This is a genomic window from Acinetobacter sp. COS3, from assembly GCF_000475335.1.
Lineage (GTDB): Bacteria > Pseudomonadota > Gammaproteobacteria > Pseudomonadales > Moraxellaceae > Acinetobacter > Acinetobacter venetianus.
In genome coordinates this window covers 115,927-128,205 of sequence record NZ_AXCD01000067.1, presented here as the reverse complement: position 1 = coordinate 128,205, position 12,279 = coordinate 115,927, and the positions used below count along the sequence as shown (strand labels likewise).

The following is a 12,279-nucleotide window of genomic DNA, read 5'->3' as shown; positions in this document are numbered from 1 at the left end:
AACTAGCTACAACAAATCCAATTTAGCTTTAATTTTAAATATTTATGGGGAAATCGTATGAAGTTTTCTATGGTGTTTACGGCTTTACTATTAGTAGCATGTACACATTCATCACAAGCAAAAACCATATCTGCTGACAAAGCAAAGCAATTAGTCACTCCTCCTGTGATCAATATTTCAGGTCAACAGCTTCGTGTCAAAGATACAATTAATAGCGTCACCAAGCGTTTTGGAAAGCCTGTATCCACGGCAGATTATGGTGATCAGTTTCACTATGTATACGCAACTAAAGACGAAAGATATGCCATACATGCCTATAGTGAAGATGGCAAAGTTGTTGATGAATATCGTGTCCAAGGTATCGACTGGGACAAACCTTTGGACAGTTATAAAAAAGACAACGTCAACATGGTATTCGATGGTCGTACTGTCGTATTAGGTGATGATATCCAACATACAGGAAGAACTTTTTCTAATGCGTGTCTTGTATTCGGAGCAGATGTTTATATGTTCGCTGACCGTGGTGACTACACCGTAAATGCCACATTTGAGAAAAATAAAAATAGTGGCGGCGATCTCTACACCAATGTACTCGAAATTGGTTCACTCGGTCTTGGTTGGCAAGATGATCCGAACCAATGGTGCATTCCGTTAAAAGACTATAAAGCTGAAAGCTAATACAATTAAATTTAGAGTCTTAGCTGATTAATTAAGATCATCAACTAAGACTCTAAAATCCCCAATTAATATCATTTTATTAGATTGATTTCTAATGAGATAAAACATCTTCACTAAAATCAGAGTAGTTGATTCGAGCTTTTTATTTCTTTCATCTTGCAGCTAAAGAGCAATCTGAACAATTGGCGAAAAACATCAAACTTGCCAACGTTTATCATCATTGCACTAGCACTTAAATTGAGTACACTCGATAAACAACAATTTTAAGGTGATACAAGGAAAACCTATGAGCGAGGCCTACATTATTGATGCCATTCGCACGCCACGCGGAAAAGGAAAAAAAGACGGCTCACTTCATGAAGTAAAACCAATTACTTTACTGACTTCATTACTGAATGAATTACAACAACGCCATCAACTCGACACATCGAAAGTTGATGACATCGTATTAGGCTGTGTAACACCTGTTGCAGACCAAGGTGGTGATATTGCAAAAACTGCAGCAATTGCCGCGGGTTGGAATGATGATGTTGCAGGGGTACAAATCAATCGATTCTGCGCATCTGGCTTAGAAGCGGTGAACTTGGCAGCACAAAAAGTACGTTCAGGTTGGGAAGACGTTGTCGTTGCTGGTGGCGTAGAGTCAATGTCACGTATTCCAATGGGTTCAGATGGCGGTCCTTGGGCACTTGACCCTGAAACCAATTTAAAATCTTCATTTGTTCCACAAGGCGTTGGCGCAGATCTTATTGCAACGTTGGATGGCTATAGCCGTGCAGATGTCGATGCATTTGCTGTCGGCTCACAACAAAAAGCCGCTGCTGCTCAAGCAAATGGTTATTTCGATAAATCAGTTGTGCCTGTAAAAGATCATTCAGGTGTCATGATTTTAGAAAAAGATGAATTTATTAAAGGCAATACCACTGTTGAAGGGTTAGCAAAGCTAAATGCGAGCTTTGAAATGATGGGACAAATGGGCTTTGATGCAGTTGCATTACAGAAGTACCCTGAAGCTCAAAAAATCAATCATGTGCATCATGCGGGTAACTCGTCAGGTATCGTGGATGGTGCGGCGGTTGTACTACTTGCTTCTGAAAAAGCGGTCAAAGAACAAGGCCTAAAACCACGCGCCAAAGTACTCGCTACAGCATTGGTCGGTACAGATCCAACCATTATGTTAACAGGTCCTGCCCCTGCTGCTCGCAAGGCATTGGCAAAAGCTGGCTTAACAATTGATGATATCGATCTTTTTGAAGTGAATGAAGCATTTGCTGCTGTAGTCATGCGTTTCATCAATGAACTTAAAGTACCTGCCGAAAAAGTCAATGTGAATGGTGGCGCGATTGCAATGGGTCATCCATTGGGTGCAACTGGTGCCATGATTTTAGGAACTTTACTTGATGAGTTAGAACGTCAAGGTAAAAAACGTGGTCTAGCAACATTATGTGTCGGTGGTGGTATGGGTATCGCTACCATTATCGAGTTGGTGTAAGGAGAACAACATGAGCGCTATTAAATACGAAAAAAACGCTGACAATATTGTAATTCTTACCCTTGATTCATCTGGTCAATCTGCAAATACTATGAATGCAGAGTTCCGCGATTCACTCGATGAAGTCAGTCAAAAATTAAAGGCTGAAACTGAACTGAAAGGCATTATTTTCCGTTCTGCCAAGAAAACCTTTTTTGCAGGCGGTGACTTGGATGAACTGATTCAAGTACAACCTGAACATGCGACTGAGTTCTTCAAAATGATTGAAAAACTCAAAGGTGACTTACGTACGATTGAGACTTTAGGTGTGCCTGTTGTTGCAGCTTTAAACGGTACTGCGCTTGGCGGTGGCTGGGAAATCGCTTTAGGTTGTCATTATCGTATTGCGATCAATGATCCAAAAACCAAGTTTGGTCTACCTGAAGTGACTTTAGGCTTGCTCCCAGGTGGCGGTGGTATCGTGCGTATGGTACGTTTGCTTGGTCTACAAAATGCATTTCCCTTCTTGATGGAAGGAAAGCAATTTGGTGTCGATAAAGCAAAATCGCTTGGTTTAGTACATGACACGGCTGAAAATGAACAAGAGCTTTTAGATAAAGCGATTGCTTGGGTGAAAGCCAATCCGAAATCACAACAACCATTTGATGTCAAAGGTTACAAAATTCCAGGTGGCGACCCTAAAACGCCTGCGGTGGCTCAAGTACTTGCAATTGCTCCTGCGATGCTACGTGACAAAACCAAAGGTTGCTATCCTGCTCCTGAAGCGATCATGGCTGCCGCGGTTGAAGGTGCGCAAGTCGATGTGGATACCGCTTTACGTATCGAGTCACGCTACTTCACTCAACTGACTGTGGGGCAAGTATCGAAGAACATGATCGGTACATTCTGGCATGGTCTAAATGCAATTAAATCGGGCGCAAGTCGCCCTGCTGATGTTGCAAAATGGCAAGCAACAAAAGTCGGTGTATTGGGTGCAGGAATGATGGGTGCTGGGATTGCTTATTCAACGGCAATCAAAGGCATTCCTGTAGTACTCAAAGATGTGTCTGTAGAAAATGCAGAGAAAGGTAAAGCGTATTCACAAAAGCTCCTTGATAAACGCGTTTCGCAAGGTCGAATGTCTGCTGAAAAACGTGATCAAGTCTTAGCACTAATTACTGCAACCGCTGATGCAGCAGATCTGCAAGGCTGTGATTTGATTATTGAAGCGGTATTTGAGAATCAAGAACTCAAAGCCAAGGTGACTCAAGAAGCTGAACAGTATTTAGCTGAGGGTGGAATCTTTGCATCGAACACCTCTACTCTGCCAATTACGGGTTTAGCGACAGCAAGTAAAGATGCACAGAATTTTATTGGCCTGCATTTCTTTAGCCCAGTCGACAAAATGCAATTGGTCGAAATCATCAAAGGTAAAGAGACTTCTGCCGAAACATTGGCTAAAGCCTATGACTTTGTACAGCAAATTGCTAAAACGCCAATCGTAGTCAATGACAGCCGTGGCTTCTTCACCAGTCGCGTATTCGGAACCTTTATTCAAGAAGGTATGCGTCTTCTTGCTGAGGGCGTGCATCCAGCGAAAATCGAAATGGCTGCACTCAAAGCAGGTATGCCTGTAGGTCCATTGGCAATTCAAGATGAAGTCTCTTTAACGTTGACCGAGCATGTTGCAGGAGAAACACGAAAAGCACTTCAAGCAGAAGGTAAAGATTCACCAAAAACACCTGTGGATGAAGTGGTTCACACCATGATTCATGAGCTGAATCGTAAAGGTAAAGCCGCAGGTGCTGGTTTCTATGATTATCCTGAAAATGGTAAAAAACATTTATGGGATGGTCTAAGCCGTTGGACAAAAGCCAATGATATTTCTGAACAAGATATGATTGACCGTTTCCTGTTTGTTCAAGCACTCGATACTTTACGCTGCTATGAAGAAGGTGTTTTAGAGTCAGTGATTGATGCCAATGTTGGTTCTATTTTTGGGATCGGTTTTGCACCGTGGACAGGTGGAGCAATTCAGTTCCTCAATCAAAATGGTATTGAGCAATCACTTCAACGCTCAGAAGAGCTTGCTGCTAAATTTGGTGAACGTTTTAAGGCACCAGAATTGCTAAAAAAACAGGCAGCCTCGGGTGAAGCTTTTAAATAATATCGCTTACAATTAAAAAAGCGTTCTTCTTCGGAAGAACGCTTTTTTATGGTCGGTAAGTAAAACCATACATATCAACAATTTTTGCTTTTGGATAAGAAATATCAGTTTTATCACCTGTTTTAAAATCTTTTGTATATGTATTTTCAGACACTTCATCAATCTCTAACTTATTACTAAGATAAAATTCATTTAATAAAGCTAGTGATGTCGGATTCACCACTCTAAACCCACATTTATTATTCGATAGCTTTCTAAAAGTTTGACAAAAGTATTGATCAAATGCAGGAATGAAACCAAAAACACCCAATAAAATCTTTGTGACTAAAGTCAAATGAGTGCGATTATCTGCAATGATTAAACCCTTAGTCTTATCATAAATATCCATAATTTGTTCAATGTTTTCATTACTATATTGATCAATATCAATTTCCCAAACTGCTTTATCTAACTTTGCATAATATTCAATCAATGGTTGAAAATATTTAATACTTTTTTGCAATAAAAAACTTGAACCTCGTAGCATTCCCCAACTTGCTAAATAAAAACCAAGTACCAAACAACTTTTTTCTAAATCAGCCGTCAAATCTTCTGTTGTTTTAAAATAATTGTAGCAATAATCAAAAGAAGTATAGCGATCAATTGGTTCAGATTGCGCTTTAAACACATCAATCATAGCCGTTAAGTTTTCCACTTTCATTGCAACGATCTTCCATTAAAATCAACAAAGCAATTTTATACAATCTATGCTATAACTTTACCCAATTAAGCTTTATTTTTTCGCATCTTTTGGGAATTTCTTATGTCTGAAAAACTCTGTCCTGAAACATCTCCTTGGGGCTGGAAAGCACTCATCATCACTTGTATTTTAAGCTTTTTATTTATGGTGATTTTCTATTTGGCGATCAACAATGAGCCAGATTATATGCCAATGAACCAAAAGAAAGCCGTAACTCCAGCTGAAATGTCACAATCCTCTATGTCAATGGAAATGGACAGCACTGAAGGCCATCAACATAATCACTAAAGTGTTATTGTCGAACATGATAAATCTGTGTTAAACAGGGATTTATCATGTTATTCGAGATTTTCAATGCTTCAACAAAATCGTCAGGCACTGGTCGTTGAAGGTGGTGGAATGCGTGGTGCATTTACCAGCGGTGTCTTAGATGCATTTTTGCAGCAACAGTTTAACCCCTTCGATCTATGTGTCGGAGTTTCTTCTGGTTCAACCAATCTCGCCAATTACTTAGCTGCACAACAAGGTCGCACGCTACAAATCTATTTAGATCACTCGCTTCGTTCCGAATTTATCCAATACGGTCGCTTTTTTAAAGGTGGTGACTTACTGGATTTAAAATGGATGTGGGATGTCGTTGAAAAAGAACATCCGCTAAATCAAAGTCATTTATTTGCCAATCATCCTGAATTCTATATGGTGCTTACTCATGCTATTTCAGGCGAAGCCACCTATATCAAAGCGTCAAAAGACAATATCTTAGAAGGTTTAAGAGCATCAAGCTCAATACCTGTATTGACTCGTCAAGCTGTTGAAGTCTTTGGTGAACCTTATTTTGATGGTGGTGTAGCAGATGCCCTTCCCATCCACTGGGCTGCTCAACAAAACAATGTTTCAAAGCTTATGGTGTTGCGTACACGACCAAAAAGCTACTTCAAAGCAAGCAGCAAAGGTGATCAATTCCTAGCAAAATATATGTTTAAACAGCAACGAGGATTTGCTCAGAGCCTATTAGCACGGACTCAACGTTATAATGACTCGGTAGAATTTGTACGTTCGTCATCACAACAAAAAATCTTAGAAGTATGTCCTCCTGATCTCAAAAATATGGCGGGCCGTCTCTCTAAGAACAAAGCCAAAATCCGTTATAGCTATGATGTTGGAATAGAAACAGGGCTTAAAGCAATTGAGCAGTGGAAGTGGCTTTAATCAAATAATCAAGCCGTCAATCTCAGCAATGTTGACGGCTTCTCGTTCAAATTCCGTAAACATTCATAACCAATCACTTCAATATTTTCAAATCAATCACTTCAACTCAATCAAAAATATAAATCATGAAAATGCACTCAAACACAGGATAAAACCATATAATATTCATGGTTTTCTGAGCATTGCTCAGTTCTTTATTTTTGTTATTACAATGCAAAATTTAATTTTTTTATTTTTGGATATTTTTTATGAGTGATCGCTCAAATTCTCACAAAGATTCTAACGAAACTGTTTTAGGCTGGAAATTTGTCATCATCGTTGGTGTACTCAGCACCATTTTTTTAAGCTTTTTCTATTTAGCAATGACGCAAGAACCTGACTATATGCCGGGCGCGCAACGTAAAGCACAACAAGAAAAACAACTGGCTCAACATGCATCTGCTGCATCAGAAGTTGTTGAGCAAAATCAGCAAAAATAAGTTGATCGAATGATTCACTTATAAACTGTGAAGACCAATCGGCATCACCATTTCAATATGTGGGATGCCACACTCATCATATTCATCGCCTTGTATGCTAAAGCCAAGCTTTTCATAAAATGAAATTGCATGAACTTGTGACGATAGCTGTAAGCTTGGTCGTTTTTGAGCCTGAGCGTAAGCAATAATCTCCAGCATAATCAATCGACCTATGCCCTGACCACGATAAGTTTTGAGCACAGCAACACGTCCTACACTATTGTTTACTAATAGCCGAGCCGTCGCAATCGGTTGTTTTTGTTCATAAACGACAAAGTGCTGAGAAATTGCATCTTGATCATCCCACTCATCTTGTTCAGTAATGTTTTGTTCAGAAATAAAAACCAATTCCCGAATGAGTTTTGCATCCTGCTGTAATTGATCCCACGAACCATATTTAACGCTGAACATATTTCTCTCTTAGCATTTACAGCCGATATTTTCGATTGGCATTTGATCTTGCAACAATAATTCTAAGCTTTGCTTTTGAATGCCATACATTTCTTTTAATGCTTGAATCTGCTGCATAATTTTTTCATCAGGCTGCTGAATATCTTTACGTTTGGTTGCTAAAATCATTTTATTCTTACTGGTGTGTTCTAAAGAAACAAACTCAAAAACTTTGGTTTCATAGCCATAGGCTTTCAACAATAACGCTCTCAACGTATCCGTCAGCATCTCTGCTTGCTGCCCTGCATGGATTCCGAATTGCAACATCGGTTGTAATACTTCTGGGCTTTTCAACTGCGGGCGTAATTCTTTATGACAACATGGCGCACACATAATCATTGAAGCATTTAAACGAATACCTGTATGAATCGCAAAATCAGTTGCAATGTCACAGGCATGTAGTGCAATCATCACATCTAATTTTGCTGGTTGATAACTACGCACATCACCTTCAAAAAAATCAAGATGATTAAATCCAACGTCATCTGCGACCTGCTGACAGAACTCAACTAAGTTAGAACGTAATTCAACACCTGTAATCAACGGCGTTTTATTTTGAGCCTGTAAATAATCATATAAAGCAAAAGTTAAATAACCTTTACCTGAACCAAAATCTACAATGTTCAACGATTGTTGGGATGCATCGATTTGTTCATAGGCATTTGAAAAGATTTCAATAAACTTATTAATCTGTTTCCATTTACGTGCCATGCTTGGAATAAGGTGTCCCTTTTCATCAGTAATACCAAGATGCTTTAAAAATGGACTCTGCTGTTGTACATAACGATGTTTTTCACGATTATGCTGTTGCTCGATTTTAGTTGCTTCTGCTTGTTTTTTTTGTCGACTTAGCATCGCTTTCTTTTTATTTTTCTTAAGTTGAACATCTTCATGCAAAGTAAATAGATTGGCTTGTTTGGATTGCGATAAAAGTTCAGCAATTTTTTCTAAACCTTCATCAATAGAATAGTTTTTGGTCATGTCTTGTGTCGGATAATGATATAGACAAGATAAAGTGGCTTGACCTTGTAACTCAATTTGACGGAATGTCATTTTTTCTAATTGTGCCAACTCACCTTTATACTGACTCAAGATCAGACGATCAAAGCTTTGATTTTCAATCGATTGCTGGATATCCAAGAAAAACTGCTGTTCTTGTTCAAATGAAAAATTCGGCGCAAACATAATGAAAACCTGACAAATAGAAACTAAATTTTAAAGCGTCTTACTTTAAAAGGGAAATTGCATTACGATACAGTTGTATTTTTATGCAGCCTAATTGCTAGATGAACACAAAAACATTGTTGGACTATGACCCGAAAGAAGAACTACTTAATGCATATAGTCACGGTATAGGTGCTGCACTCGCACTCATTGCATCTGTATGCTTGATTATTAAGGGACATACATTGCCACTCGGACAATGGCTTAGTCTATGGGTCTATGGCTTCAGCCTTGTCTTATTACTGTTTAGTTCAATGATCTATCATTTTGCGCAAGATGAACGTAAACGTTATTGGTATAAAAAACTGGATCACACTGCGATTTATTATTTAATTGCAGGAACTTATACCCCCTTCCTCAGTATCGCAATCCCAACAGCCAAAGCGCATTACTTACTGATTGCACTTTGGGTGATTGCTTTGATTGGCACACTGTTTAAATTAGTTTTTATTCATCGTTTCCAAAAGGTCTCTTTAGCAGCTTATCTTGTTATGGGCTGGTTAGCTGTTTTGGTGATGGATGATATGCAAAAGTATCTCTCACAGGGTGCAATTCAATTACTCATCGCTGGTGGTGTTGCCTATACGGTGGGTACGTTGTTTTATGCTTTAAAAAAGGTAAGATATACCCACGCAATTTGGCATGTTTTTGTGCTAATAGGGGCAGGTTTACACTTTCTAGCAATCTATTGTTATGTACTTTAAGCTTGGTCACTCAACAACTTAAATCTTAACTTTCAGTTTTCTGAGTAAATCCCGCATTCAAAAAGGAATTTCAAGACAGTTTCATTTCTGCTTCTTGAACACAAAAAATGAAGGTCTTGTATGTCGTCAAGTTCTACGACTGTCACCACAGAAGTGGCAACCAATTCAAAAGTAAGAGTACTATTCGCCAGTCTGGTCGGAACAACGATTGAGTTTTTTGACTTTTACATCTACGCCACAGCAGCAGTCCTAATCTTCCCTCATCTATTTTTCCCTGAAAGCAGTGGCAGTGCAGCTATTTTACAGTCATTAGCGACATTTGCGATCGCATTTATAGCACGTCCCATCGGTGCTGCCATTTTTGGACACTTAGGGGATCGGATTGGACGTAAGGCAACCCTTGTAGCAGCACTGTTGACCATGGGTATTTCAACCGTTTGTATTGGTCTACTGCCAACTTATGCTCAAATTGGAATCGTTGCACCTTTATTATTGGCCTTGTGTCGTTTAGGTCAAGGGCTTGGTTTAGGTGGTGAATGGAGTGGTGCCGTCCTACTTGCAACTGAAAATGCCCCTGAAGGTAAACGTGCTTGGTATGGAATGTTTCCTCAACTAGGTGCACCGATTGGCTTTATCTTGGCAACAGGTTCCTTCCTATTACTCACTGCATTTATGTCTGAGCAAGCATTTATGACATGGGGATGGCGTATTCCGTTTGTCGCAAGTTCAATTTTAGTGTTAGTGGGTCTCTATATCCGTTTAAAACTGCATGAAACACCTGCATTCCAAAAAGTTCTGAACAAACAGAAAGAGGTCAATGTTCCTTTCAAAGAGGTGATGACCAAACATTTCCCAATGTTAGTGCTTGGCACAATTGCTGCAATCTGTACCTTCGTAGTGTTCTATCTCACTACCGTTTTCGCCTTAACATGGGGAACAACACAGTTGGGATATACACGCAGTGAATTCTTAGAATTACAACTGGTTGCTACCTTATGTTTTGCAGGATTTATTCCTTTGTCTGCAATTTTTGCTGAGAAGTTTGGTCGTAAAAATACATCGATTGCCGTATGTGTATTATCTGCTTTATTTGGTTTGTGCTTTGCCCCTTTACTTGGCTCAGGTAGCCCAATTCTCGTATTCTTGTTCTTATGTATGGGGCTTTCGATCATGGGATTGACCTATGGCCCAATCGGCACGGTGCTGTCTGAAATTTTCCCAATCTCAGTACGCTATACAGGTTCAGCATTGACCTTTAACTTAGCAGGTATTTTTGGCGCTTCATTTGCACCCTATATTGCGACAAAACTTGCTGAAAGCTATGGCTTAGGCGCTGTTGGTTTATATCTCAGCGTTGCGTCAATCTTATCTTTAATTGCATTTTTACTGATTCGTGAAACCAAAAACGATGATGTAAATAATCAAATTTAGTGTTTTATATTAGGCTGAGCATTACTATGATGCTCAGCCTATCCAATAATGATCTTATAAGTTAATTACATCCATTCTGCCTTTGTTCTCGTCATTCATCTTCTATCGAACAACCACTCATCAGACAGCACAGTTCATCGTATTATATTGATCAACGCCACACATTCTCGGCAATATTTTTTATGCTAGAATAGCCGCCTCCTATTTTTTAGACGATTGTACTTATGTACGCAGTGATTATCGTTGCCGTATTTTTAGTCAGTTTTTTATACACTTTTTACCGTGGTAAGGAACGATTAAAAGCATCTCGACAATTATTCGACCATTCTACATTCTTAGCACCAGTCAACATGTTTATGACTGGTTTTTCTAAATTACCTAATCAGCCATTCTTTGATGTTGCTCAATTTCCAGAGCTACAACCATTACAAGACAATTGGCAGGTGATTCGAGAAGAAGCCATTCAGCTACAAAATCAAATTAAAGCAGCTGAAAAAAATAATGATGCAGGTTTTAACACCTTTTTCAAACGTGGTTGGAAGCGTTTCTATTTGAAATGGTACCAAGACAGCCATCCATCTGCGCAACAACTTTGCCCTAAAACAGTTGCCTTGCTTGAAAGCATTCCTTCTGTGAAAGCTGCCATGTTTACAGAACTGCCTTCTGGTAGTTATTTAGGTAAACATCGTGACCCTTATGCTGGCTCAGTACGCTATCACTTAGGTCTCGTAACACCAAATAGTGATGATTGCTTTATTGAAGTCGATCAAGAGCGTTATAGCTGGAGAGATGGCGAGGCAACGGTTTTTGATGAAACCTATGTACATTGGGCTGAAAACAAAACAGATGAAACTCGCATCATCTTGTTCTGTGATATTGAACGTCCAATGAAATGGGGCTGGGCGCAAAAGTTCAACCATTGGTTTGGTCGTAATGTCATGTCAGCAGCGAGTTCGCCTAATGACGATCAAGATAAAACAGGTTTTATCAACCGTATTTTCAAATATGGGTATGCAGTTCATCACTATGGACGTGGTTTAAAAGCTCGTAACCGTCCACTTTACTATGCTTCGAAGTGGTTATTGTTTGCTATTATTATTGGCTTAATCCTACTACCAAGTATTCTATAATCCTGATTCATCAATAAAAAAGAGATGCAAAAGCATCTCTTTTTTATTACCTACACAATCTTATTGAGCAGCTTGCTGTGTCTGAGCACTTGCAGTTTGAGCTGCCGCAGCATCAGCAGCTTGTACAGCCGCTTCACCAATTAAAGCAATCTTGGCTTTTTCTTGGCTTTTTGCAGATAGTGCTGGATTAGACGCAACAATACGATTGATGTTTGCAGAGTTTGCAGGTGCAATTGCCGCAGTTTGCAATACGATTGGACGATTACCCGTATCACCAAGTGTATAACGGATTCCTGTGCGAGGACTGACGACTGTCGTCACTTCACGTTTCACTTGCGCTTCGGCTGTAGTTGAACCTTTTGCAGCCATCACTTTATCAACAGTCGTCGTTTGCGTCGCCTCATTTGCAAATGCCAAACCTGTTAGTGCTGTACTCGCTAAAACTAAAAGTTGTAATGCTTTTTTCATTGTCTTCCCGCTTTTAATGCGAATTCAATCAAGATCTTTAAGTCTATTTATGAAACTACAAAGCCAGTTTTGACTCAAGTTACTTCTCGT

13 protein-coding genes are annotated in these 12,279 nt (G+C 39.3%); 9 read left to right on the top strand and 4 right to left on the bottom strand.

Going from position 1 to position 12,279, the window contains the following annotated elements; all coding sequences use genetic code 11:
- The first annotated feature begins 57 nt into the window (after positions 1-57).
- The 3 genes from IO68_RS31095 to IO68_RS31085 all read left to right on the top strand — a co-directional run bounded on the left by IO68_RS31095 (position 58) and on the right by IO68_RS31085 (position 4,316).
- On the top strand, positions 58-678 hold the full coding sequence (locus IO68_RS31095; RefSeq protein WP_031234924.1) for a hypothetical protein: 621 nt from the start codon (positions 58-60) through the stop codon (positions 676-678).
- Between the two features lie 286 nt (positions 679-964).
- Positions 965-2,170: an acetyl-CoA C-acetyltransferase gene (locus IO68_RS31090; protein WP_004877220.1), complete on the top strand. Its 1,206-nt coding sequence runs from the start codon at positions 965-967 to the stop codon at positions 2,168-2,170.
- Between the two features lie 10 nt (positions 2,171-2,180).
- Complete coding sequence (locus tag IO68_RS31085; protein WP_023014106.1) at positions 2,181-4,316, top strand: 3-hydroxyacyl-CoA dehydrogenase NAD-binding domain-containing protein; 2,136 nt, start codon at positions 2,181-2,183, stop codon at positions 4,314-4,316.
- Between the two features lie 46 nt (positions 4,317-4,362).
- Here IO68_RS31085 and IO68_RS31080 read toward each other — a convergent pair whose 3' ends face one another.
- Positions 4,363-5,016: a hypothetical protein gene (locus tag IO68_RS31080; RefSeq protein ID WP_019383753.1), complete on the bottom strand. Its 654-nt coding sequence runs from the start codon at positions 5,014-5,016 to the stop codon at positions 4,363-4,365.
- 102 nt (positions 5,017-5,118) lie between these two features.
- Between IO68_RS31080 and IO68_RS31075 the strand changes: the two genes are divergently transcribed.
- From IO68_RS31075 to IO68_RS31065, 3 genes are all read left to right on the top strand, one after another.
- Positions 5,119-5,343 (top strand): hypothetical protein, encoded by a 225-nt coding sequence (locus IO68_RS31075; RefSeq protein WP_007482557.1) that lies wholly within the window; start codon positions 5,119-5,121, stop codon positions 5,341-5,343.
- A 66-nt stretch (positions 5,344-5,409) separates the two neighbouring features.
- Positions 5,410-6,264, top strand: coding sequence for a patatin family protein (locus IO68_RS31070; protein WP_023014105.1), 855 nt, complete (start codon positions 5,410-5,412; stop codon positions 6,262-6,264).
- Positions 6,265-6,512: 248 nt separating this feature from the next.
- A complete protein-coding gene (locus IO68_RS31065) occupies positions 6,513-6,743 on the top strand; it encodes a hypothetical protein (protein WP_023014104.1) in 231 nt (76 codons plus the stop codon).
- Positions 6,744-6,761: 18 nt separating this feature from the next.
- On the opposite strand, the gene IO68_RS31060 is transcribed toward IO68_RS31065, so the two are convergent.
- Entirely contained in the window at positions 6,762-7,193 is a 432-nt protein-coding gene (locus IO68_RS31060; RefSeq protein WP_023014103.1) for a GNAT family N-acetyltransferase, read from the bottom strand.
- A 9-nt stretch (positions 7,194-7,202) separates the two neighbouring features.
- Positions 7,203-8,417 (bottom strand): class I SAM-dependent methyltransferase, encoded by a 1,215-nt coding sequence (locus IO68_RS31055; protein WP_023014102.1) that lies wholly within the window; start codon positions 8,415-8,417, stop codon positions 7,203-7,205.
- A 101-nt stretch (positions 8,418-8,518) separates the two neighbouring features.
- Here IO68_RS31055 and trhA point away from each other — a divergent pair, with 101 nt between their 5' ends.
- The 3 genes from trhA to lpxO all read left to right on the top strand — a co-directional run bounded on the left by trhA (position 8,519) and on the right by lpxO (position 11,721).
- Entirely contained in the window at positions 8,519-9,160 is a 642-nt protein-coding gene (gene trhA / locus IO68_RS31050) for a PAQR family membrane homeostasis protein TrhA (RefSeq protein ID WP_007482550.1), read from the top strand.
- A gap of 120 nt (positions 9,161-9,280) precedes the next feature.
- Complete coding sequence (locus tag IO68_RS31045) at positions 9,281-10,591, top strand: MFS transporter (protein WP_007482548.1); 1,311 nt, start codon at positions 9,281-9,283, stop codon at positions 10,589-10,591.
- 224 nt (positions 10,592-10,815) lie between these two features.
- Positions 10,816-11,721: a lipid A hydroxylase LpxO gene (gene lpxO, locus IO68_RS31040; RefSeq protein WP_023014101.1), complete on the top strand. Its 906-nt coding sequence runs from the start codon at positions 10,816-10,818 to the stop codon at positions 11,719-11,721.
- 60 nt (positions 11,722-11,781) lie between these two features.
- Here the strand turns inward: lpxO and IO68_RS31035 are convergent, their stop codons facing one another.
- Positions 11,782-12,189, bottom strand: coding sequence for a hypothetical protein (locus IO68_RS31035; RefSeq protein ID WP_004877239.1), 408 nt, complete (start codon positions 12,187-12,189; stop codon positions 11,782-11,784).
- Between the last annotated feature and the right edge of the window lie 90 nt (positions 12,190-12,279).

Coding starts and splice junctions, on each gene's coding strand:
- trhA (WP_007482550.1), top strand. CDS start 8,519: ATGAACACAAAAACATTGTTGGACTATGACCCGAAAGAAGAACTACTT.
- IO68_RS31085 (WP_023014106.1), top strand. CDS start 2,181: ATGAGCGCTATTAAATACGAAAAAAACGCTGACAATATTGTAATTCTT.
- IO68_RS31070 (WP_023014105.1), top strand. CDS start 5,410: ATGCTTCAACAAAATCGTCAGGCACTGGTCGTTGAAGGTGGTGGAATG.
- IO68_RS31045 (WP_007482548.1), top strand. CDS start 9,281: ATGTCGTCAAGTTCTACGACTGTCACCACAGAAGTGGCAACCAATTCA.
- IO68_RS31065 (WP_023014104.1), top strand. CDS start 6,513: ATGAGTGATCGCTCAAATTCTCACAAAGATTCTAACGAAACTGTTTTA.
- IO68_RS31060 (WP_023014103.1), bottom strand. CDS start 7,193: ATGTTCAGCGTTAAATATGGTTCGTGGGATCAATTACAGCAGGATGCA.
- IO68_RS31090 (WP_004877220.1), top strand. CDS start 965: ATGAGCGAGGCCTACATTATTGATGCCATTCGCACGCCACGCGGAAAA.
- IO68_RS31055 (WP_023014102.1), bottom strand. CDS start 8,417: ATGTTTGCGCCGAATTTTTCATTTGAACAAGAACAGCAGTTTTTCTTG.
- IO68_RS31075 (WP_007482557.1), top strand. CDS start 5,119: ATGTCTGAAAAACTCTGTCCTGAAACATCTCCTTGGGGCTGGAAAGCA.
- IO68_RS31095 (WP_031234924.1), top strand. CDS start 58: ATGAAGTTTTCTATGGTGTTTACGGCTTTACTATTAGTAGCATGTACA.
- lpxO (WP_023014101.1), top strand. CDS start 10,816: ATGTACGCAGTGATTATCGTTGCCGTATTTTTAGTCAGTTTTTTATAC.
- IO68_RS31035 (WP_004877239.1), bottom strand. CDS start 12,189: ATGAAAAAAGCATTACAACTTTTAGTTTTAGCGAGTACAGCACTAACA.
- IO68_RS31080 (WP_019383753.1), bottom strand. CDS start 5,016: ATGAAAGTGGAAAACTTAACGGCTATGATTGATGTGTTTAAAGCGCAA.